Origin of the sequence: Streptomyces sp. RK9 (assembly GCF_045070545.1) — a bacterium.
GTDB lineage: Bacteria > Actinomycetota > Actinomycetes > Streptomycetales > Streptomycetaceae > Streptomyces > Streptomyces alboflavus.
Genome location: NZ_CP173703.1, coordinates 3,987,211 through 4,008,530, shown reverse-complemented (window position 1 = coordinate 4,008,530; position 21,320 = coordinate 3,987,211). Strand labels below are relative to the sequence as shown.

Here is a 21,320-nt window from a genome sequence, read left to right as displayed (position 1 = left end):
ATGCCGTCCCATGTGTTCGCGGACCGCCCCGACCGGCCGCAGGAGCACGGCGCGGTCGACGCGCTCATCTCGCAGACGCGCCGACTGCGGGGCGAGGTCGACGCCGTGCGCCGCGAAGCCGTGGCCGACCACAGCGACCCCACGGGCCGCTGGCAGCGCGCCCTGTGCGAACTGGCGGTGCATCAACTCAACGACCTGCACGGACACTTGGCTCAGCTGCGGGACGGCCCGCCGCGCACCCACACCCCGGACACCGGGCCCGCGCGGCCGGAGCCGCAGCACGGCTCCCTGCTCAGCCGGGTCGGCAGCGCCGAGTGGAACCTCCTCACCGACGAGGCCACCTGGTCCGGCGAGCTGTTCCAGATCCTCGGCCGGGACCCGTCCGCGCCGCCCCTCTCCCTCGACGAGCTGCCCTCCCTGGTCCACCCCGACGACCAGCCGATGCTGACGGCGATGGTCACGGACTGCCTGGTCGACGGCAAGCCGATCGACGGCGAGTTCCGCGTCGTCCGCCCCGACGGCGTCGTGCGCCAGGTGCACATGATGGGCGAGCCCGTGCTCGCCCCCGACGGCTCCACCGCCTCCATGTGGGCGGTCCTCAGAGACGTCAGCGAACTGCGCCGCAGCCAGCGCGTGGTGCGCGAGACCCGGGACTCAATGCAGCGCCAGCGCCACATCGCGCAGACCGAGCACCGCCTCGCGGTCGAACTCCAGGAGGCCGTCCTTCCGCCGTGGCGCGGCTCCCTGCGCTTCCCGCACGGCGGCTCCGCGAACCTGGACCTCGCCGCCCACTACCTCCCGTCGTCCTCGACCGCCCTCATCGGCGGCGACTGGTACGACGCCCTCGAACTGGCCGACGGCCGCACCCTGCTGAGCGTCGGCGACCTCACCGGCCACGGCGTCACGGTCACCTCCGGCATGGCGATGCTCCTCGGCGCCCTGCGCGGCATGGCCGTCGCCGGAGCCGACCCGGGCCGCCTGATGGGCTGGCTGAACCAGTTACTCGACGCGTCCGTGCAGCCCGCGCTCGGCAGCGCCGTCTGCTGTCTGTACGACGCCGATGAGCACACCCTCACCTGGGCGCAGGCCGGACACCCCGCCCCGCTGCTGTTCCGCGGCGGGACGGGGCGCGCGCTCACACCACCGGACGGCGTGCTCCTCGGCGCGACGTCCGGTGCCGTCTACGAACAGGCCCAGGAGCGACTGCGCCCCGGCGACCTGCTGTTGCTGCACACCGACGGCCTGGTGCCGCGACGTTCCCGAGAGGCCGCGACCCACCGGCTGCTCGCCCTGGCACCGCGCTTCGCCGAGGCGAAGGTGGCGCAGGACTGTGTGCGCATCGCCGTGGAGGAGTTCGGCGTGGCCCCGCGCGAGGACGACGCCTGCCTGCTGGTGGCCAAGGTCGAGGCCTAGACCCTGACGGCCGAAGTCGAGGCCTGGACCGTGGCCAAGGTCGAGGCCTGGACCGCCTGCCGGTGGCCGACGGCCCTGGCCCGGGCTTTCCCGCTCGTGGCCGGGTCCGGGGACCGGGCCGGCCGTGCGGCCGAAGACGAAGACCTAGCCACGACTTCGTCACCGCCGTACCCACCGGCCCCGCGCCGGCCGGGTGCTATGCCCGGACCCACTTGCCTCCCCCCGGCCGACCCGCCGCCCTGGGCAGCGCCTGCTTGATCTCCGCACGCAGGTCCTCGATCTTCGGATAGCCCGCGTACTGACCGGTGAGCCGGTACATCTCGCGCAGCCGGTCCCAGGTGCGGTGCGAGGAGTTGGCGCCCATCGACACCAGCGCCAGGCGCGCGTACCGGTCGGCCTGCTCGGGGTCGTCGGCGATGAAGCACGCCGAGGCCAGCGAGATGTAGTCGAAGATCGTCGAGCGGTCGCGGCCCTTGGTGCGCAGCTCGATGGCCTCCTTGGCGTGGCGCTGGGCGAGCTGCGCCGCGGCCGGCTCGTGCTCGGCGAGGGTGCGGTACGCCAGGGCCTGCATCCCGTGCAGGTCCGCCTCGTCGAACATCTGCATCCAGCTGGGCGGCGGCACGTCGCCCTTGTCGGAGACGAACAGGTCCTCCGCCCGGCCGAGCGTGCGGCGCATCGCCTGCCCCTTGCCCATCGAGGCCTGGGCCCAGGCCTCGATGGTGTGCAGCATCGCCTGGGTGCGCGGCAGGGTCTGCTCGCCCGAGCCGGACTTGGCGAGTTTCATCAGGTCAAGGGCCTCGTCGGGCTTGCCCAGGTGCACCATCTGGCGTGCGGCCCGGGACAGGGCCTCGCCCGCGCGTGGCCGGTCGCCGCCCTCGCGGGCCGCGTGCGCGGCGATCACGAAGTACTTCTGGGCGGTGGGTTCGAGGCCGACGTCGTGGGACATCCAGCCCGCGAGGACGGCGAGGTTGGCGGCGACGCCCCACAGGCGCCGCTGGAGATGGTCGGGGTGGCGGTAGGCGAGCATGCCGCCCACCTCGTTCAGCTGCCCCACCACGGCCTTGCGCTGCAGGCCGCCGCCACGGGACGCGTCCCAGGCGCGGAACACCTCGACCGAGCGCTCGAGGGCCTCGATCTCCTGTGACCCGATGGGGGCGGCCTCGTAGCGGTCGAATCCGGCGGGGTCGGCGTGCAGGGGATCGTCGGTGCGGGGGGCGTCGGCCTTCAGGGTCGGATCGGTGTGCAGCCAGTCGTGCATGGCGCTGCTGAGTGCGGAGCCGGCGGCGAGCGCGGCACCCGCGCCCACCAAGCCGCGTCGGTTGAGCATGAGGTCCATTCCCGTGAATTCGGTGAGGACCGCGGCGGTTCGCTCGGGCGCCCACGGCACGCCGTCCGGGGATTCCACGCTCCCGTCGCCGCGCTGTTTGCCTACGCGCCCGTGCCGGACCAGACCGAGGTCCTCGATGGTCACGACACGGCCGAGACGCTCGGTGAACAGAACAGCCAGGACCCTGGGTACCGGATCGCGCGGGATCTCTCCCATGTCGATCCAGCGCCGCACCCGCGAGGTGTCGGTGGCCAGCTGCGGATGACCCATCGCTGTTGCCTGCCGGTTCACCATTCTGGCGAGTTCACCCTTGGACCAACCCGCCAGGCCGAAGAGATCCGACAGGCGGGTGTTGGGTTGTCCGTTCACGTCAAGCCCCCAGGTTCTCGGCTGAATTGACAGTAACCGTCTGTCAGTTGCTGAGCGACTATTCGCCAGGGTTCGCCAGGGTGCGCCACATGGTGTGCCACGGGCTCACGGGTGTCAGGTAGGAATGCGCCACCCCGACCCGGCCGCCTCAAGGCACTCCCCAGGGTGCACCCACAGCGGCCGGGGCGGGAGGGCGCCGCAACTCGCTGGCACACGAAGGGATCTGTATCGCCCATGTACGCAGCATCGTCCTCCGTGTCCGCCCCGCCTCGGCCGCTGCGCCCGCACCCCTCCTCCCGCGGCCCGGCCCGCGCGGCGGAGGTCCCGCTGACCGGCGGCGGCCCCTATCTGGCTCCGGCGCGCCCTGCGGCCGCGCCGCTCGGCACCGGCCGGTCCCGGCGCGTACCGGCACCCGGCGCCGGACCGCTCAGCGGGAGACTCGACCTGTCCGGGCCCCAGGGAGCTCAGCTGCGCACCGCGATCGCCTCGGTGCACCGCATCTGTCCGGAGTTCCAGCCGGTGCAGGTGCTGCGCCGCAGCGGGCGCACCGTGCTCCTGGTCGGCACGGCGGGGCGCGCCACCGTCGTCGCCAAGTGCCTGCTCGACCACTCGCCCCTGTGGGCCGAGCGGATCCGGCACGAAATAGCTGCTTACCGCTCGTTCGTCAGGCATCGTCCGCCGGTGCGCGTGCCGCGTCTCATCGCGGCCGACCCGGACGACTGCACCCTGGTGATCGAGCGGGTTCCGGGCCGGGTGGCGGCCCTGCAGCGCCACCCCGCGGACGCCCCGCCGCGCGCGGACGTCCGGGCGGCGATGGGAGCCGTGTGCCGCCTCAACCAGTGGCGGCCGCCGCAGGAGATGTTCGGCAGGCCGCTGGACTACGGCCGTCGGATCTCCCGCTGCCACGAGCTGGGGCTGCTCACCGACCGCGACATGGGCGACCTGCAGAAGCTGCTGCACGGGATAGCGCACGCCCACCCGTCGGGTCCTCAGCTGACCTGGCAGTTCTGTCACGGCGACGCGTTGCTCTCGAACGTGCTGCTGTCCCCGGCGGGCCCGGTCCTCGTGGACTGGGAGCAGGCGGGCTGGTATCTGCCGGGCTATGACCTGGCGACGCTGTGGTCGGTGCTCGGCGACTCGCCCGTGGCGCGTCGCGACATCAGCCAGCTCGCCCAGGCGGCGGGTCCGGCGGCGCGGGACGCGTTCCTGGTCAACCTGATGCTGGTCCTCACCAAGGAGATCAGGATGTGCGAGACAGCCGTGCAGCGCACGCTGCACGAGCCGACCCCGACGGCATCGGGCCAGGCCCACCCCGGTGCCGCGCCGTCCGGCGAGGAACAGCGGCTGCTGCTGCGGCGGCTGCACGACGACTGCCAGATGGCCCGCCGGGCCGTGCGCGCGGCGGTCGGCACTCGCTGACGGGGAGACGAGGACCCGCGGCGCGCTGTTGGACAGGGAGCGCGCCGCGGGTCCTCGTGTGTGACCACTGCGGAGGCCCCGCGTTGGGGGACTGTGGGAATCTGGCTTCTGAACAACTTCGGTACGCTCGCGCTCGCCTGCCTGCTGGGAGGCGGTGCCGTCTGCGTCGGGGTGGCGGGCACCCTGCTGCTGCGGCGCCTGCTGCCCCGCGCGGCGGACGGCAGATACAACGACATGGTCGGCGTCGTCCTCAGCATGTACGCCGCGATCTACGGCATCATCCTCGCGTTCGTCGTCGTGGCCGAGTGGGAGGGCCTCAACGAGGCGGAGACGAACGTCGCCGCCGAGGCCAGCCAGACGGCGGAGGTGCTGCGTGACGCCTCGGCGTTCCCACCCGACCAGGAGCGCCTGGTGACGCAGGCCGTCGGCGCGTACGTCCACGCGATCGTCGAGAAGCAGTGGCCGCTGATGCGCGAGGGCCGGCCCGACCCCGGCATCACCAACCCCCAAGTGGTCCGGCTGTACGAGGTGTTCCAGGAGTACGAGCCGCGGACCGAGTCGGAGAAGGTCTACTACGAGCAGGCCGTGTCCACCCTGGGCGAGGTCGCCGCGGCCCGCCGCACCCGCCTTGCCGACTCGGAGCAGTCCCTGCCGATGCTCCTCAACGTCCTCGTCTACGGCGGCGCGCTCGTCATGCTGCCGCTGACGTTTCTCTACGGCATCAGGAGCCTGCGCGCCCAGCTGATGTTCGTGGTCTCGGTCGCCGGGCTGATCGGGGTGAGCCTGCTCCTGTGCCTGTCCCTGGACCATCCGTTCTCCGGGAACCTCGCCGTCTCACCGGCTCCGTTCAAGGAGGGCGTGCTCGCCCGGTTCTGGCCCTGAGGCTCACCGGCCCCGGTGCGGGACAGGGGCCGGTGAGCGGTCGCGAGGGTCAGCCCGTGGGGGCCGAGAACGCGACGGCGTCCACGTCGAAGGAATTGTTCTGCGGCGACTTGAAGACCACGTACAGCTTGTGGGTGCCGGTCAGGGCCTCGATGTCGACGGCCGGGGTGTTCTGGTAGGTGTCCCAGCCTCCGGTGTTGAGCACCGGGGTCGTGGCGAGGAGCTTGCCGTCGGGGGCGTCCGCGCGGAGCTCGATGGAGCCCACTCCGTACGGGGACGACATGCGGTAGGAGACCTTGCTGACGCCCTCGACGCTCATCGGCGTGAACGCGATCCAGTCGCCGTCGCTGACGTCACCGATGCGCTTGCCGTTCTCGGCGCCCGCCTGCGAGACGATCCGGGTGCCCGACTGGTCGTCGTGGTACTCGGCCTGCTTGTGCTTGGGGTGCATGACCGAGCGGCCGTAGCCGGTCAGGGCGCTCGTCCCGGACCCGCCCTTGTCGGTGTACTTGGCGTTGAGGACGTACGTGAGGTCGGCGCCCTCGGGGTGGCCGCCCAGGTCACCGGTGTCGACGGTGCCCTCGCAGCCGGGGATGTCGGTGGTCGGGTGCTCGTGGTCGTCGTGGCCGAGGGCCGGGTTCACGAAGACCTTGGAGCAGTCGATCTCGCCGTCCTCGGGGTCGGTGACCTTCACCTTGTACGGGATCTTGTCGCCGAAGGTGATGAGCTTGCCGTCGACGGGGGTCTCGACGGTCACCTTCGGTGCCGTGTTGCCCGCCGTGACGGGGATGTTGGCGTAGCCGGACTTGCCGGTGGAGTCGGTGACCTTGAGCTGGGCGTTGAAGTCGCCCTTGGCGGTGTAGGTGTGCGAGGGGTTGGCCTCGGTGGAGTCGTAGGTGCCGTCGCCGTCGAAGTCCCAGGCGAAGGTGAGCGGGTCGCCGTCCGGGTCCTTGCTGCCCTCGCTGGAGAAGTCGGTCTTGAGGGGCACGGGTCCGTTGGTGGCGGATGCCTTGGCCTTGGCGATCGGGATGCGCTGCCCCTGGGCATAGTCGATCCGGTAGAGGCCGGAGTCGTTGTTGCCGCCGCCGAACTCGCTGCCCCACTCCAGGACGTACAGCGAACCGTCGGGCCCGAAGGTCATGTCCATGGGCTTGGCGAACTTCGCCGACTTCAGGAAGTCATTGATCTTCAGGAGCTTGCCGGAGTTGTCGAAGCGCATCTCCTTCACGGAGTCGCGCGCCCACTCGTAGAAGAAGTTCGCGCCGTCGAAGTACTGCGGGAACTTGGTCGTGGACGGGTTCTCGGGGTCGTAGCGGTAGACGGGTCCGCTCATCGGCGCGGAGCCGCCGGTGCCCATCTCGGGGAACTCCTTGGAGGCGCCGTAGCCGTACCAGACCTCGGGGAGCGTCAGCGGTGGCAGGTCCTTCAGGCCGGTGTTGTTGGGTGAGGGGTTGACCGGCTTCGCGCAGTCGAACTTCGGCCCCGGCTTCTGGGTGTCGGGGTCGTAGGGCGCGTACGCCTGGTTGTCGCCGTGGCAGAAGGGCCAGCCGAAGTTGCCGGGCTTCTTGATGACGTTGTACTCGACCAGGCCCTCGGGGCCCCGGTCGGTGGTGGGGGCGCCGCGGTCGGGGCCGTAGTCGGAGACGTGCACGTCGCCCGTCTTCGGGTCGACGGTGAAGCGGAAGGGGTTGCGGAAGCCCATGGCGTAGATCTCGGGGCGGGTCTTCTTCGTGCCGGGCTTGAAGAGGTTGCCCCGGGGGACGGTGTAGCCGCCCTTGTCCTTGGGCTTGACGCGCAGGATCTTGCCGCGCAGGTCGTTGGTGTTGCCGGCCGTGCGGGCGGCGTCGAGCATCTGCTTGCCGGGGCGCCAGTCGAGGGGCGCGTAGCCCTGCCAGTTCGGGTCGAGGTTCGGCGGCACGTCGTCGCCGACGCCCAGGTACAGGGTGCGGTCGGGGCCGAACTCGACGGCGCCGCCGGTGTGGCCGGGCTCGGGGAAGGTGCGGTCGCGGTAGGCGGGGACGTCGAGGATCTTCTTCTCGGAGGCGAGGTCGAGGGTGTTGTCCTTCTTGACCGTGAAGCGCGCGAGGCGGTTCACGTCGTCCTTGGCGCTCTTGGGCGCGTAGAAGAGGTAGATCCACCGGTTCTTGGCGAACGACGGGTCCAGCTCCATGCCGACCAGGCCGTCCTCGCCACCGGTGTAGGTGTCGACCTTGCCCGCGGTGGTCGTGGCGTGGGTCTTCGGATCGAAGATCTTCACCTCGCCGCTGCGCTGGACGTAGAAGACCTTGCCGTCCTTGGCGACGTCCAGCTCCATCGGGTCGGCGGTGTTCTCGTCGAGGGCGATCTTCTCGTAGCCGGACCAGACGGTGCCGCCGCAGTCACCGGGCTTGTTGCCCGCCGCCCACTGGATGCCGCCGAGCACGTGGTCGCGGAAGGCGGGCTCGCTGTACGAGGCCTTGTCGTGGCCCATGGCGGTGGCCCAGACCTTGCCGCCCTCGGCGTTGCGGCACCAGGAGATGGGGTGGTCGGCGCCCATGGCGGACCCGCCGGGGTTGTACGTCGTCTCGTCGGCGGAGACCAGGACGTGTACGTCGCCGCGCGGGTTCTTGTCGAAGTTGTACCACTCCTCTGGGCGCTCCCAGCGCTGCGGGAGGCCCTTGGTGGAGGGGTGCACGTGGTCGGCGACCTTCGCGGTGCCCTTGAGGACGCCCGGGGAGTGGGCGGGCATGTGGGCGCCGCCGTTGACCGTGTCGTCCCACCACGGGAAGGAGTCCTCGATGCCCATGTCGAGGGTGTTGTGGAGGGCCACGATCCCCTTGCCGCTGCGCACGTACTTCTGCACGGCCTCGCGCTGGGCGTCGGTGTCCCAGACCATGCCGGAGTTCTGCAGCATGACGATGACGTCGAAGTCCTTGAGCTCGGCGTCGTCGAAGACGGTCGAGTCGTCGGTCTGGACGACCTCGAAGTCGTTCGCTGCGGCCTGTTCCTTGACCATCTGGATGCCGGCGGGGATGGAGTCGTGGACGTAGCCGACGGCCTCCGTGAACAGCAGCGCGCGGAAGGCCGGGGCCTTGTCGGCGGCGGTGGCTCCGGTGGCGGGCAGGAAGCCCACGGACAGGAGCAGCGCCGTCAGGACGGCGATGACCGCTCTTCGTACGCCTCTGATGTCACGAGCATGACATCCCATGAGGTGGTCCTCTCTGTGGGATCGGAGGGTGCGGGTGCCGGATGCCGGAAGTGTGGGGGGGCGCCTTGCCCGGTCAGCGGGCGGAGAGGGCGTGGCGCAGAAAGCGCAGGCCGTCGGTGGCGAGCGCGTCTTGGCCGGGGGCGAGCGGACGCCACACGGAGGCGGCGACCGCGATGGAGGCGTTGTGCGCGGTGAACGACTCGATGCACAGGGCGCCTCGATAGCCGATCGCGCGCAGAGCGCCGAGGAACCCGGCCCAGTCGAGGTGGTCGGCGCCGGGCGTGCCGCGGTCGTTGGCGCACACCTGGACGTGGACGACCCGGTCCCCCGCCTCGCGCACGGCGGCGGGAAGGGAGCGTTCCTCGATGTTCTGGTGGTACGTGTCGAGCGCGACGCCGATGCCGTCCCCGGGCAGGCCCGCGAGGGCGTCGAGGGTCTGCGCGACGGTGTTCAGGAGGCTCGTCTCGTAGCGGTTGAGGGGTTCGACGGCGATGCGCACGGCGGTCTGCCGCGCGTGGTCGACGACCGGCGCGACGTGCTCGCGCCACTCCTCGTACGCGGCGCTCCGCTCGGCGGGGTCCATGCGCCAGGTGCGGCCCACGGCGGCGTAGACGGGGCCCGCGACGACGGGGGCGCCGATCGTGTGGGCCGCGTCGACGCAGCGGCGGAGGTAGTCCTGGGTGGCGCGCACGGTCGTCGGGTCGGCCCGGACGAGGTCGCGGCCGGGCGGCATGACGGCGACGACGGCCGCGGGGGCGAGACCGGTGCTTTCGAGGAGCTTGGCGGTGGCCTCGGGCTCCCAGTCGTCGGGCTGCTCCAGGGGCAGTTCGGCGCAGTCGAAGCCCCAGGAGGACAGGCGCGGCAGGACCTCGGCGAGGGCCCGTGCGGTGACGGGCGAGTGCCAGATCCAGGGGTTCGCGCCCACGGGCAGGGGTGCGGGGTCCGACCGCGGGACGACGGGTTCCGGCCGCGGGACGTCGTGGCCCTGGTCTCCCCCGGGCCGCGTCACTTCTTGCCTCCCCAGGCCCCGGGGAACCCGGGCAGCTTCTGGCAGCCGCACATGGCGTAGTGCAGCGGCGGCATGCCGTCCTGGAGGTAGTCGTCGAGGTTGTCCTCGGTGACGGTGGGCTGCGGGAGCTTCCACTCCTTGGGCACCTGCTCGCCCTTGAGGATCCGCAGGGCGGCGATCACCGGGGTGCGCCACTGGAACGTGGGATAGGTGGGGGCGATCGCGGTGAGCTTCTTGTCCTTCCAGGTCTCCAGGAAGTCCTGCTGGTCCTCGCCCGTGAGGGGCGGCACGTCGGCGCCCGCGTCCTCGAAGGCCTCCACCGCGGCCACCGCCGTGGCGCCGGAGTCCATCCACACACCGTCGATCACGCCGTGCCGGGCGATCGCGTCGGACACGACGGACTTGGTCTTCGCCGGGTCGCCGTCGGTGAACTTCACGTCCACGACGTCGAGTTCGCTCTTCTCGAAGGCGAGCTTCGCCGCCGACCAGCGGGTCTCCAGGACGTCCACGCCGGGCGAGATGCGCAGCGCGAGGATCTTGCCCTTGGGCTTGACCTCGTCCACGAGGAAGTCGGCGGCGACGGCACCGTAGCCGTAGCCGCCGATGGGGTTGATGAAGGTGACGGCGCAGTCGGTCTCCACGCCCCGGTCGAAGACGATGACGGGCAGCTTGCCGCAGGCCTCCTTCACCGCGGGGGTGAGGGTGGCGGTGGTGTTGGGCGAGACGATGAGCGCGTCGCAGTCCTTGTTGCCGGCGAGCTCCTGGATGTCGGAGATCTGCTTGTCGTCCTTGCCCTGGGCGTCGAGGACGGTGAAGTCGTCGATCTCGTCGTGCAGTTCGGCCTCGGCCTTCATGTTCTTGAGGCCGACCTGCCGCCAGGGGTTGAACACTCCGGCGTTGGAGAAGCACAGGTCGACGTCGTCGGCCTCGCCCTTCTTGCGGTACCTGGCGGTGTCGGTCATCTTCGGTGCGAGCATCTGCTCCCAGGGCCTGGCTGCCGGGCCCTTCGGGGTCTGGCCGCTGAGCGTCAACTGCCGGTCGTACTCGGCCCGGTCGAAGAACTTGGACGGCTTGTCCCCGGTGTCGTCCGGCTGCTCGGCGTTCTGCCCGGACGCGGCGGGAGCCTCGGCGGGGGCGTCGCTCGAGCAGGCGGTGAGCACGGCGAGCAGGGCGGTGGCGAGGACGGCGGCGGCCGCGGGTGCGGTGGGGCGGCGGCGGGGTCGCGGGCTACGGCTGCGGGTCATGGGGGTGTCCCTCCCGGTGGGTGCGCGATGGGGTGGCCGGTGCGGGTGGTGCGGCCGCGGGCGGGCCCGGCGGGTGGGCGCGGCGGCGGCGCAGCCGGGAGAAGTCGGCGGCGCCGAGCCCCACGGCGGCGATGACGATGACGCCCTGGACGGTGGACTCCAGCGCCCCGGACACGCCCTGGAGGTTGAGGAGTGTGAACAGCGCCTGCAGCGAGAAGGCACCCGCCATCGCGGCGACGACGCTGCCCCGCCCGCCGCCGAGCGCGACCCCGCCGAGCACGACGGCGGTGATCGCCTCGAACTCGTAGCCGCGGCCCGCCTGCGCGGACACCCCGGAGAAGCCCCCGACGAGCACGGCGGCGAGGGCGGCGGCGACACCGGACAGCATGAACGCGAGGACGCGGACCCGGCGCACGCGCACCCCCGCGAGGTGGGCGGCGCGTTCGCTGTCCCCGGTGGCGACGAGCGTGCGGCCGAAGTCGGAGCGCATCAGAAGCACCACGAGGACGCCCGCGACGACGCAGGCGAGCACGGCCCACGGCAGCCAGCCGAGCGCCGTGTCCCGGCCGAGCCGGCGGAAGTCCTCCGGGAGGCGGCCCTGCGGGGAACCGCCGGTCCAGTAGAAGACGGCGCCTTCGAGGATCAGCATCATGCCGAGCGTGGTGATGAACGACGGCACCCGGAGCACGGTCGTGATCAGCCCGTTCAGGAGCCCGGCCGCGGCGCCCGCGAGCAGCAGTCCGGCGGTCATCAGCGCCCAGGGAGCGTCCGGGTACGTGCCGTGGACCTCGGCGGCCGCGACCACCCCGGCGGTGACGATCGCGCCGACGGACAGGTCGAACTCGCCGCACACGATGACCAGGTACTGACCGGCGGCGAGGATCACCAGCGGCGCCGCGCGCTTGACGAAGGCGAGGAAGCGGTCGGGGTCGTAGAAGCCGGGGTCGGTCGCGGCGAGCGCCACGAGGAGCACGATCAGGAGGGCGTAGACGGGCGCTCCCGTGCCGAGGCCGCGGGCCAGGGTCCGGTACGCGGCGGTGGCGGGCGCCGGGGACCGGTCCCGTGCCGCGTCCGTGGCCGTGCCGGTGCTCATGCGGACCTCCTGGCGCCGCGCCGGGCGTAGAGGGCGACGGCCGCGATGATGACGACGCCGCGCACGACGTTCTTGAAGAAGGGGTCGACGCCGAGCTGGTTGAAGACGGAGTCGAGGACGGCGAGCACGAGGACGCCGCCGAGCGTGCCGACCACTCCTCCGCGCCCGCCCGCGAGCACGGTGCCGCCGAGGACGACGGCCGCGATGGACTCCAGGTCGTAGCGGGCCTCGGTGCCGGCCCACGGCGCTCCGGCGCCGAGGCGCGAGGCGAGGAACAGGGCGGCGGCGCCCACGCACAGCGAGCACAGGACGTGGGCGGCGATCACGGTGCGCCGGGTGCGGACGCCGGACAGGCGGGCGGCGTGCTCGTCGCCTCCGGTCGCGTACAGGTGGTGTCCGAAGCGGGTCCGCCGGGTGATCACCCACAGCGCCACGGTGACGGCGAGGAGCAGGAAGAGGGAGACGGGGACCGGGCCCATGCGGTCGTAGCCGAGGTGCTGGAAGGAGGCGGGGACCTTGCCCGCGGGGCCGGTGTAGTTGTCCTCGATCCAGCCGCGCAGGATGAAGGCGGTGCCGAGGGTCGCGATGAACGCGTTGACCTTCAGGCCGGTGACGATGAGGCCGTTGGCGAGCCCGACGGCCGCGGAGAGCGCGAGGACCGCGAGGACCCCGGTGACCACGGAGCCGTCCTCCATCGTGGTGGCGGCGACGAGGGTGCCGAGGCTGATGAGGTACGCCACCGACAGGTCGAGGGAGCCGGTGAGGATGACGGCGGTCTGGCCGACGGCGACGAGTCCGAGGGCCACGCTGTTCTGCAGGATGCCGACGACGTTGGTGAGGGTGAGGAAGTCGCCGCCGCGGGCGTCCACGACGATCCAGCCGAGCGCGGTGACGGCCGCTGCGGCGAGCCAGACCCCGACGGCGGGGTCGGCGAGCCGATGACGGCCGAGCGGGGCGCGGCTCTTCGCCGGGGCCGCGGCGGGCCGCGGGCCGAGGGCGGTGCCGGTCATGCCGCTCCTTCCTGCGGTGTCGGGGTGGAGGGGGGCGGGGTGGGGTCCGGGGAAGGCGGGGGCGGGGTGGGGCCGTCGGAGGTGGGGCCGTCGGGGGCGGCGCCACCCGGGCCGGTCGTCGCGGCGCCCTCCGCGCCAGACGTCGCGAGCCGCATGACGTCCTCCTCCGTCGCCCCGGCGGGCAGTTCACCGGCGACGCGCCCCTCGGCCATGACGAGGATCCGGTCGCTCATGCCGATCAGTTCGGGCAGTTCGGAGGAGACGATGAGGACGGCGAGGCCTTCGCGGGCGAGGTCGCGCACCAGCGTGTGGATGGCCGCCTTGGCGCCCACGTCGACACCCCGGGTCGGCTCGTCGAAGAGGAGCACGCGGGGGCGGGCGGCGAGCCACTTGGCGATCACGACCTTCTGCTGGTTGCCGCCGGACAGGAAGCGTGTCTCCTGGTGCTCGCCGCGCGCCTGGAGGCGGACCTTCTCCAGGAGCGCGGCCAACTCCTTGGCTGCCGAGGGCCGTTCGCGGTCGGGGACGGCGCGGGTGACCAGCAGGGCGTTGTCCCGCACGGACTGGCGCAGCGCGAGCCCCTCCGCCTTGCGGTCCTCCGTGACGAGGGCGACACCGGCGCGGATGGCCTGCCGCGGCGTGCTCGGCCTGAGCGCCGCCCCGTCGACGGTCATGGTGCCCGTGGTGAAGGGCGCGGCGCCGAACAGCGCCCGGGCGAGGGAGGTGCGGCCCGCGCCCTGGAGGCCCGCGACGCCGGTGATCTCGCCCGCGCGCAGCGTCAGGTCGATGCCGGTCAGCCGCGCGTTGCCGCCGCCGCGCACGGCGAGGCGGGCCCCGCCGACCTCCTCGGGGCGGGCGCGCGGCGGGTAGTAGGCGCTCAGCTCCCGGCCCACCATGGCCCGTACGATCCGGTCGGTGTCGGTGTCCTCGGTGCGTACCGTCGTCACATGGCGGCCGTCCTTGAGGACGGTGACGCGCTGGGACAGGTCGAAGACCTCGCGCAGCCGGTGCGAGATGTACAGGATGCCGAGTCCGCGCGCGGCCAGACGGCGCACCAGGGCGTGCAACAGCCCCGCCTCGTGGTCGGCGAGCGGCGCGGTCGGCTCGTCCATGACGAGGACGCGGACGTCGGAGGCGAGCGCCTTGACGATCTCGACGGTCTGCTGCCGGGCGACGGACAGGTCGCGCACGTAGGTCCGCGGCCCGATGCCGTCCTCCCCGAGGTCGGCCAGGAGCCGGGCGGTGCGGTCCTCCATGGCACGGCGGTCGACGAGGCCGTAACGGGTGGGCTCGCGGCCGAGGAAGACGTTCTCGGCGACCGTGCGGTGCTCCAGGAGCGCGAACTCCTGGTGGATGATGCCGATCCCGGCGGCCTGGGCCTGGGCGGGGTGGCTGAAGTGGTGGCGGCGTCCGTCGAGCGTGACGACGCCTTCGTCCGGTACGTGTTCGCCCGCGAGGACCTTCATGAGCGTGGACTTGCCCGCGCCGTTCTCCCCGACCAGGGCGTGCACCTCGCCCGCGGCGAGGTCGAGCGAGACGCCGTGCAGCACGCGCACGCCGAGGAAGCTCTTGGACACGCCGTGCATCGCCAACATCGTGTGCGTCGCCTGCTTCGCATGCATCGCCTGCACCCTCAGCTCCTTCGGCAGCGGCCTGCAGAGCAATGTGATGAGGACCCTTTGACCTGTCAAGGGTCCAAGCGCGTTTGTTCACAAGGGATGTGACGGTGACTTAGGTCGACGATCAAACATCATCGGCCTTGTGAGCAGCGAAAGTCGTCCCTAGGGTGACTGGCATGTCTGGAGCGCCGGATCTCCCCCCGTCCGCCCCGTCCCCCGACGGCTCACCCGCGCCGGTGGCCTCCTCGCCCGGGGACGTCCTCGCCCTGCTGCGCGCGGGCGCGGCTGCCACCCGGGCGGACCTGGCCCGCCTGACGGGCCTCGCGCGTTCGACCGTCTCGCAGCGGGTGGACGCGCTCATCGCGCACGGCTTCGTGACGGAGGAGGCCGACGGCAGCTCCACGGGCGGCCGCCCGCCCCGCAAGCTGCGCCTGCGGTCCCGTGAACACGCCGTCGCGGGCGTCGACTTGGGCGCCTCGCACTGCCGGGTCCTGCTGATGGACGTCGGCGGCGAGACGCTCGCGCTGCGCGAGGACCCGCTGTCGATCGCGGACGGCCCGCAGTCGGTGCTCGGCCATGTGGAGCGCACCCTGCACGCGCTCCTGAAGGAGGCCGGGCGCGATCCCTCGACGCTCCAGTCGATCGGCGTGGGCGTGCCCGGGCCCGTCGAGTTCTCCACCGGCCGCCCCGTCGACCCGCCGATCATGCCCGGGTGGCACCAGTACCCGATCCCGGAGTTCTTCGCGGACCGGTTCCAAGTGCGCGCGCTCGTCGACAACGACGTGAACGTGATGGCGCTCGCCGAGCAGCGCCGGGCGTTTGTGGACACCCGCTATCTGCTCTACATCAAGGTCGGCACGGGCATCGGCTGCGGAATCGTCGCCGACGGCAGGCTGCACCGGGGCGCCCAGGGCAGCGCGGGCGACATCGGCCACATCCGCGTCGGTGAGCTGGACGAACCGTGCCGCTGCGGCAACTCCGGCTGCCTGGAGGCGGTCGCGGGCGGCGCGGCCCTGGCCCGCCGTCTTTCGGACCTCGGCCTGGCGGCGGCGTCGGGCAGCGATGTCGTACGCCTGGTGAAATCCGGCCACCGCGACGCGGTCCGCATGGTCCGGGAGGCGGGGCGGGCGGTGGGCGAGGTCCTCGCGGGCCTGGTGAACTTCTTCAACCCCGACACGGTGGTGGTCGGCGGCGCGCTCGCCGCGGTCCACGACCAGCTCCTCGCGGGCGTACGGGAGGCGGTGTACCGCCGCTCGCACCCCCTCGCGACGCACGTCCTGCGCATCGAGCCGAGCCGCACCGGCGAGAACGCGGCGGCGATCGGCGCGGGCATCCTCGCGGTGGAGCACGCCCTCTCGCCGCGGCAGGTGGACCGGGTGGTGGCGGGGGGCGGGTCCTGAGGGGCGCCGTCGCGGGTGGTCGGCGTGCCCTGGCACGGGCGGTCGGCCCGGCCCTCGCCGCCCGCACGCCCACACCACACGCCCACCTGCGCGTCCCTCCTTCGGGGGATGGCGGCTCGCCGGACAGATCAACAAGCCTGGTTCCTCCTCGGCCCGCGCACCGCTGTCCCGGCGGCCCGCCCTCGCGGACCCGCGGGCCCTGAAGACGAAGGTGGACCAGCATGCGCAAGGCCCTCGCACCGAGGAAGAAGCTCTCCCTGCTGTTCGTGGCGGCCCTCGCCGCCGCCACCACCGCGGTGCCGGTCTCGACGGCGCACGCCGCCGACGGGTACGACCGGTGCCCCGACGGCCACTACTGCATGTTCTCGGGCCTCGACGGCACCGGCGACATGATCACGCTCAAGGCGAACACACCGGACCTCGCGCCGCTCGGCATGAACGACCGCGCCAAGTCGGACTGGAACCGCACGGCGTCGACCATCTACCTCTGGTCGGACGCCCAGTACTCCGGCTGTACGGCGGTGACGTCCTCCGGCCCGACGGGCAAGGGCAACTTCTACCCCGCCTACCAGGACTTCTTCAGCTCGGTGCAGTTCGACGGGCCGGGCGGCCCGAGCTGCGGCACGCCGCCCGGCGAGGACGGCTGAGCGGCGGGCCGGCCGCGCGGACCAGGGCGGTCGTTGTCAGTGGCTCCTCCTACGGTGTGAGCAGTGGGGCCCGCCGGAGAAGCCGCGGGTCCGCCCTGGGGAGGGGTCTGCCATGCCTGCCGCGTCCACGCTGTCGACGACGTACCTGGAGCTGTCGCAAGAGGGCGAGGGCGCGCACAAGTTCTACGAAGTGACCGTCGCCGACCAGACGGTGACGGTGCGGTACGGACGCATCGGCGCCGCCGGGCAGACCCAGACGACCTCGTTCGCCTCGGCGGCGAAGGCGCGGGCGGCGGCCGCGAAGAAGGTCGCGGAGAAGGTCCGCAAGGGGTACGCCCCGGCCGTCCCCGGGCTGCGCGCGCCCCGCGCGGTGACACGGCGTCAGGTGGCGTCGGCGCCGTCCACCGCGCGGGCCGTCGCCCCGGTCCTTTGGCGCTTCCGCACCGGCTCGTCGGCGTTCGGCATCCACGTCGACGACGACCACTGCTGGGTGGGCAACCAGGCGGGGGACGTGTACACGCTGGACCACAACGGCGGCGTCCTCGCCCGCTTCCAGCTCCCCGACGGCGTGAAGTGCCTGGTCGCCGACGACTTCTGGATCTACGCGGGCTGCGACGACGGCAGCGTCTACGACCTGTCGTCGAAGCTGCCCTTCGCGGCGTACGACATCGCCGCCGACGTCGACATCTTCTGGCTGGACATCCACGAGGGCGTCCTGAACGTCTCGGACCGCGAGGGCCGCCTGACGGTCATCGACCACGAGGACGAGCACCAGTGGGCGCGCCGCAGCCAGGGCGAGCACGCCTGGATGGTCCGCGCCGACGACCGGGCGGTGTACCACGGCCACACCGGGGGCGTCACCGCCTACGCACCCGACGGCGGCGGCGAGTTGTGGCACACGCCCACCCGCGGCGGCGTCCTGTTCGGCTGGCAGGAGGACGACGCGGTGTACGCGGGCACGGCCCACCGCGCGGTCCAGCGCCTGTCGAAGGCGACGGGCGCGGTCGAGGCCACGTACGCCTGCGACAGCCCGGTGTACTCGTGCGCCACCTCACCGAGCGGCCGGTTCGTCTTCGCCGGTGACGCCGCGTCGTCCGTGTACTGCTTCGACCGGGACGGCACGCGCCTGTGGAAGCTCGGCACCGGCGGCGGCTCGGCCCTCTCGATGCAGTACCGCGACGGGCGGCTGTACTTGGTGACGACGGACGGCTCGCTCGTCTGCGTCGACGCGAGCGAGGCAGCGATCTCCGCTGCGCAGCAGGGCACGGTGCCGCAGCCGCGGGACGTCAAGCTGGCGGCGGCCCTGCCGACGTACGCACCGGCCACGACGGCGACCGCGGTGGCCACCGTCACCCGCGTCCCCGCCGGCGCGGTCGTCGTCGAGTGCGTCCAGGACGGCGGCAGGCTGCGCGTGCACGTGGTGTCCGAGGGATACGACGGCTCCTGGAACGTCCAGTTCCCGCGCGCGATACGGCAGCCCGGGGCGCGCTATGTGGTGGACGCCCTGCACCCGGCCGCCGGTGGCTTCTACCGCGTGCGCGGGGACATCCGCCGGCTTCAGTGAGCCGCGGTGACCGGAACCGGAACAGATGGCGGTAGTTCTGGTCTACACCAACCATCCCGGTCCCAGTATTCTCATGCGTGGCCAGTTGCACACCATCCCCCACCCAGGTTGCGTGCTGGCACGGGCGACACCCCCTCACAACTGCCCCTAGCAGCTGGGTGACTTCCCCCATTCGCCGCCTCCAGGAGGATCACGGTGAAAGTTCGCACCAGAAGCTCGGCGATCGTCGGCACCCTCTGCCTCGTCGCCTCCCTCGCCCTCACCACGGCGTCCGCCGACGAGCCCGCCGCGTCGAAGCAGGCACCGAAGGTCTCGCTCACGAAGGTGACCACGGCCAAGAATCCGATCGCCGGGACCGCGGGTCCCGGCGGCACGGTCTGGATAGCCGAACGCGCGGGCACGGTCCGGGTCCTGGACAGCAAGGGAGGCCTCAGCAACCCCGTCGTCGACATCACGAAGGAGACCACCACCGACGGCGAGCGCGGCCTCCTCGGCATCGCCTTCGACAAGAAGTTCGCGCACTTCTACATCTCGTTCACGAACCTCCAAGGCACCAGCACCATCGACGAGTTCGCCGTGCGGAAGGGCAAGATCCAGCCGCAGACCCGGCGCACCGTCCTCACCCAGACGCAGCCCTACTCCAACCACAACGGCGGTGACATCAAGTTCGGCCCGGACGGCTATCTGTACATCGCGTTCGGCGACGGCGGCTCGGGCGGCGACCCGCACGGCTACGGCCAGAACCTCGACACGCTGCTCGGCAAGCTCCTGCGGATCGACCCGAGGGGCGCCAAGCCGTACGCGATCCCGAAGGACAACCCGTTCGTCGGCGACCCGAAGGCGAAGGACGAGATCTGGTCGTACGGGCTGCGCAACCCGTGGAAGTTCTCCTTCGACGCGGGCTCCGGCGACCTGCTGCTCGGTGACGTGGGCCAGAGCGCCTGGGAGGAGATCGACTGGTCCCCGGCGAGCAGCGACGGCGGCGAGAACTACGGCTGGTCCCAGATGGAGGGCACCCACCCCTTCCGGGACGGCAAGGAGCCCGCGAACCACGTCCGGCCGGTCTACGAGTACGACCGCACGGGCCTCGGCTGCTCGGTGACGGGCGGGTACGTGTACCGGGGCAAGGCGATCCCGGACCTCAAGGGCCAGTACCTGTACAGCGACTACTGCGACGGCACCGTCCGCGCCCTGAAGATGGAGAACGGCAAGGTGACCGGGGTGAGCGACCTCGGGGTCAACGGCGGTGAGGTCGTCTCGTTCATCGAGGGCGGCAACCGCGAGCTGTACGTCCTGGACATCGGTGGCAGCGTCTACCGCATCGACCGGGCGTAGCACTCGGGCGCGGGAGCTCGGCCTGTCGTCCGGTCCACAACCGGCGGCAGGCCGTTCTCTTCGCCGCGGCCGCGGCGGGGAAGGGTGTACGGCATGACAATCGATGATGTTTCCGGTGCCTCCCGTCGGACGATGCTCGGCGCCGGTGCCGCCGCGGCGGCGCTGGCCGCCCTCGGGCCGCTCGCGTCGACGGCCCGCGCCGGGACCGCGGGCGGCGCCTGGCCCACGGACTTCCCCCTGCCGAACGGCTTCCAGCCCGAGGGCATCGCCATCGGCCCCGGCGCGACCGCCTGGTTCGGCTCGCGGATCGGCGGGGACCTGTACCGCGCGAGCCTCGCCACCGGGCGCGGCGAGCGGATCCCGACCGGCGCGGACGGGATGAGCCTCGGCCTCAAGAGCGACGGGCGGGGCCGGCTGTTCGTCGCCGGTGGCTTCACCCGCGAGCTGCGCGTCGTCGAGGGCCGCACCGGCCGCGTGCTCGCCGCGTACGAGGTCGGCACGCCGAAGACCGTCGTGAACGACGTCGTCCTCACGCCCCGCGCGGCCTGGTTCACCGACTCCACCCAGCAGCAGGTGTACGGCCTGCCGCTCGGACCCCGCGGCGAGCTGCCCCCGGCGCGGGAGATCGTGACGCTGCCCCTGGTGGGCGAGTGGGTCTCGGCGCCCGCCGACGGCTTCACGACCAACGGCCTGGAGCGGACGCCCGACGGCCGCGGACTGCTCGTCATCAACGTCCACGCCCACGGCGGCAGCCTCTACCGCGTCGACCCGCGGACCGGCGACACCCGCAGGGTCGACCTCGGCGGCAGCAAACTCCCCGACGGCGACGGCGCCCTCCTCCTCGGCCGCACGCTCTACGTCGTCCAGCAGGTCCAGAACGCCGTGGACGTGTTCCGCATGCACCCTACGGGCCTGCGCGGCTCGGCCGTCGCCCGGATCACCGACGCGCGCTTCCGCATCCCCACCACCGTGGCCGCGTTCGGTGACCGCCTCTATCTGCCGAACTCCCGCTTCACGGAGGAGACCACACCCTCGACGCCGTACAACGCGGTGGCGGTCAGTCAGGTGCGCTAGTCCCCGCTGGTTCCCTCACTGCGGCGGGCCCGGTAGGCGCGCTGGCGGCACGCGCGTGAGCAGTACGTCCGGGGCCGCCCGCGCGGGGACCGTGCCAGCGGCCGACGGCAGCCGGGACAGAGCCCCGGGTTTTCGTCACGCTCGGGGTGCTCCGCCGCCGGAGTTGCGTAACGGGCTGACGCGCCTTCGTGCCGCTTTCCGCCGCCGCGTGCCGTGCGTGCGGCGGTGACGAGGTCGGTGGCGGCGACACGCCCGCGCGGGGTGCGCGAGGACAGCTCGCCCTCCAGGACGGGGCACTCGGCCATGTCGTCGTCCGTGCAGCTCAACAGGTGGCGGAGGTAGTCCCGTGCGGCCGTCAGCTCCTCGATCCGCTGTTCCAGCAGCGTGATCTGCGCACCGACCGTGCCCTGCCAGGTGCTGTGCGTGGACTTCCCCGAGGTGACGACGGCCGCCTGGTCCAGCGGCATCGCCCCGACCACGCAGCACAGATAGGCGACGCCGATGCGGCGCAGGTCGGGGTCGCCGTAGCGCCGTTTGCCGCCGTCACGGGCGGGCGGGTTCAGCACGCCCCGACGCTCCCACCACCGCACCGTGGACGGCGCGAGGCCGTACAGCGCCGCCGCTTCACCGATGGAGACCGCACCAGGCATCACAACTCCCGTTGACATCAAGCCGACTTCACGAGGCAAGGTTCAGGTAAGGCAAGCCTAAGTAGCCATGTCCTCGCA

16 protein-coding genes are annotated in these 21,320 nt (G+C 72.2%); 8 read left to right on the top strand and 8 right to left on the bottom strand.

Annotated elements, in window-relative coordinates; all coding sequences use genetic code 11:
- Window positions 1–1,413, top strand: a complete 1,413-nt coding sequence (locus AB6L24_RS16590) for a PP2C family protein-serine/threonine phosphatase (protein ID WP_405656062.1) — start codon at window positions 1–3, stop codon at window positions 1,411–1,413.
- A gap of 196 nt (window positions 1,414–1,609) precedes the next feature.
- Here AB6L24_RS16590 and AB6L24_RS16585 read toward each other — a convergent pair whose 3' ends face one another.
- Entirely contained in the window at window positions 1,610–3,109 is a 1,500-nt protein-coding gene (locus AB6L24_RS16585) for a hypothetical protein (protein ID WP_405656061.1), read from the bottom strand.
- A 234-nt stretch (window positions 3,110–3,343) separates the two neighbouring features.
- Here AB6L24_RS16585 and AB6L24_RS16580 point away from each other — a divergent pair, with 234 nt between their 5' ends.
- Both AB6L24_RS16580 and AB6L24_RS16575 read left to right on the top strand, forming a co-directional pair.
- The gene (locus AB6L24_RS16580) at window positions 3,344–4,528 is read left to right on the top strand and encodes an aminoglycoside phosphotransferase family protein (RefSeq protein ID WP_405656059.1); all 1,185 of its coding nucleotides are present in this window, start codon (window positions 3,344–3,346) and stop codon (window positions 4,526–4,528) included.
- 93 nt (window positions 4,529–4,621) lie between these two features.
- The gene (locus AB6L24_RS16575) at window positions 4,622–5,410 is read left to right on the top strand and encodes a DUF4239 domain-containing protein (protein ID WP_405656058.1); all 789 of its coding nucleotides are present in this window, start codon (window positions 4,622–4,624) and stop codon (window positions 5,408–5,410) included.
- Between the two features lie 49 nt (window positions 5,411–5,459).
- Here AB6L24_RS16575 and AB6L24_RS16570 read toward each other — a convergent pair whose 3' ends face one another.
- The 6 genes from AB6L24_RS16570 to AB6L24_RS16545 all read right to left on the bottom strand — a co-directional run bounded on the left by AB6L24_RS16570 (window position 5,460) and on the right by AB6L24_RS16545 (window position 14,548).
- On the bottom strand, window positions 5,460–8,597 hold the full coding sequence (locus AB6L24_RS16570; RefSeq protein ID WP_405656057.1) for a ThuA domain-containing protein: 3,138 nt from the start codon (window positions 8,595–8,597) through the stop codon (window positions 5,460–5,462).
- Between the two features lie 73 nt (window positions 8,598–8,670).
- Complete coding sequence (locus tag AB6L24_RS16565) at window positions 8,671–9,528, bottom strand: sugar phosphate isomerase/epimerase family protein (RefSeq protein ID WP_405657194.1); 858 nt, start codon at window positions 9,526–9,528, stop codon at window positions 8,671–8,673.
- 74 nt (window positions 9,529–9,602) lie between these two features.
- Window positions 9,603–10,850 (bottom strand): substrate-binding domain-containing protein, encoded by a 1,248-nt coding sequence (locus AB6L24_RS16560; protein WP_405656056.1) that lies wholly within the window; start codon window positions 10,848–10,850, stop codon window positions 9,603–9,605.
- A complete protein-coding gene (locus tag AB6L24_RS16555) occupies window positions 10,834–11,943 on the bottom strand; it encodes an ABC transporter permease (protein ID WP_405656055.1) in 1,110 nt (369 codons plus the stop codon). The genes AB6L24_RS16560 and AB6L24_RS16555 overlap by 17 nt, the downstream gene beginning before the upstream one ends.
- Window positions 11,940–12,953, bottom strand: coding sequence for an ABC transporter permease (locus tag AB6L24_RS16550; RefSeq protein WP_405656054.1), 1,014 nt, complete (start codon window positions 12,951–12,953; stop codon window positions 11,940–11,942). The genes AB6L24_RS16555 and AB6L24_RS16550 overlap by 4 nt, the downstream gene beginning before the upstream one ends.
- Window positions 12,950–14,548 (bottom strand): sugar ABC transporter ATP-binding protein, encoded by a 1,599-nt coding sequence (locus AB6L24_RS16545; RefSeq protein WP_405657192.1) that lies wholly within the window; start codon window positions 14,546–14,548, stop codon window positions 12,950–12,952. The genes AB6L24_RS16550 and AB6L24_RS16545 overlap by 4 nt, the downstream gene beginning before the upstream one ends.
- 200 nt (window positions 14,549–14,748) lie before the next feature.
- On the opposite strand from AB6L24_RS16545, the gene AB6L24_RS16540 reads away from it, so the two are divergent.
- From AB6L24_RS16540 to AB6L24_RS16520, 5 genes are all read left to right on the top strand, one after another.
- Window positions 14,749–15,972, top strand: a complete 1,224-nt coding sequence (locus tag AB6L24_RS16540) for an ROK family protein (protein WP_405656053.1) — start codon at window positions 14,749–14,751, stop codon at window positions 15,970–15,972.
- A 221-nt stretch (window positions 15,973–16,193) separates the two neighbouring features.
- Entirely contained in the window at window positions 16,194–16,619 is a 426-nt protein-coding gene (locus tag AB6L24_RS16535; protein WP_405656051.1) for a peptidase inhibitor family I36 protein, read from the top strand.
- 112 nt (window positions 16,620–16,731) lie between these two features.
- On the top strand, window positions 16,732–18,183 hold the full coding sequence (locus AB6L24_RS16530; RefSeq protein WP_405656050.1) for a WGR domain-containing protein: 1,452 nt from the start codon (window positions 16,732–16,734) through the stop codon (window positions 18,181–18,183).
- A gap of 195 nt (window positions 18,184–18,378) precedes the next feature.
- Window positions 18,379–19,518: a PQQ-dependent sugar dehydrogenase gene (locus tag AB6L24_RS16525; RefSeq protein WP_405656049.1), complete on the top strand. Its 1,140-nt coding sequence runs from the start codon at window positions 18,379–18,381 to the stop codon at window positions 19,516–19,518.
- A 93-nt stretch (window positions 19,519–19,611) separates the two neighbouring features.
- Entirely contained in the window at window positions 19,612–20,592 is a 981-nt protein-coding gene (locus AB6L24_RS16520) for a superoxide dismutase (protein ID WP_405656048.1), read from the top strand.
- Here the strand turns inward: AB6L24_RS16520 and AB6L24_RS16515 are convergent.
- A complete protein-coding gene (locus AB6L24_RS16515; RefSeq protein WP_405656047.1) occupies window positions 20,589–21,242 on the bottom strand; it encodes a MerR family transcriptional regulator in 654 nt (217 codons plus the stop codon). The genes AB6L24_RS16520 and AB6L24_RS16515 overlap by 4 nt on opposite strands.
- Window positions 21,243–21,320: the final 78 nt, after the last annotated feature.

What these genes read in the sequence shown, in the direction of transcription:
- AB6L24_RS16590 (WP_405656062.1), top strand. Translation starts at nt 1, where the DNA reads ATGCCGTCCCATGTGTTCGCGGACCGCCCCGACCGGCCGCAGGAGCAC.
- AB6L24_RS16570 (WP_405656057.1), bottom strand. Translation starts at nt 8,597, where the DNA reads ATGGGATGTCATGCTCGTGACATCAGAGGCGTACGAAGAGCGGTCATC.
- AB6L24_RS16540 (WP_405656053.1), top strand. Translation starts at nt 14,749, where the DNA reads ATGTCTGGAGCGCCGGATCTCCCCCCGTCCGCCCCGTCCCCCGACGGC.
- AB6L24_RS16580 (WP_405656059.1), top strand. Translation starts at nt 3,344, where the DNA reads ATGTACGCAGCATCGTCCTCCGTGTCCGCCCCGCCTCGGCCGCTGCGC.
- AB6L24_RS16555 (WP_405656055.1), bottom strand. Translation starts at nt 11,943, where the DNA reads ATGAGCACCGGCACGGCCACGGACGCGGCACGGGACCGGTCCCCGGCG.
- AB6L24_RS16560 (WP_405656056.1), bottom strand. Translation starts at nt 10,850, where the DNA reads ATGACCCGCAGCCGTAGCCCGCGACCCCGCCGCCGCCCCACCGCACCC.
- AB6L24_RS16515 (WP_405656047.1), bottom strand. Translation starts at nt 21,242, where the DNA reads ATGCCTGGTGCGGTCTCCATCGGTGAAGCGGCGGCGCTGTACGGCCTC.
- AB6L24_RS16530 (WP_405656050.1), top strand. Translation starts at nt 16,732, where the DNA reads ATGCCTGCCGCGTCCACGCTGTCGACGACGTACCTGGAGCTGTCGCAA.
- AB6L24_RS16545 (WP_405657192.1), bottom strand. Translation starts at nt 14,548, where the DNA reads ATGTTGGCGATGCACGGCGTGTCCAAGAGCTTCCTCGGCGTGCGCGTG.
- AB6L24_RS16550 (WP_405656054.1), bottom strand. Translation starts at nt 12,953, where the DNA reads ATGACCGGCACCGCCCTCGGCCCGCGGCCCGCCGCGGCCCCGGCGAAG.
- AB6L24_RS16535 (WP_405656051.1), top strand. Translation starts at nt 16,194, where the DNA reads ATGCGCAAGGCCCTCGCACCGAGGAAGAAGCTCTCCCTGCTGTTCGTG.
- AB6L24_RS16520 (WP_405656048.1), top strand. Translation starts at nt 19,612, where the DNA reads ATGACAATCGATGATGTTTCCGGTGCCTCCCGTCGGACGATGCTCGGC.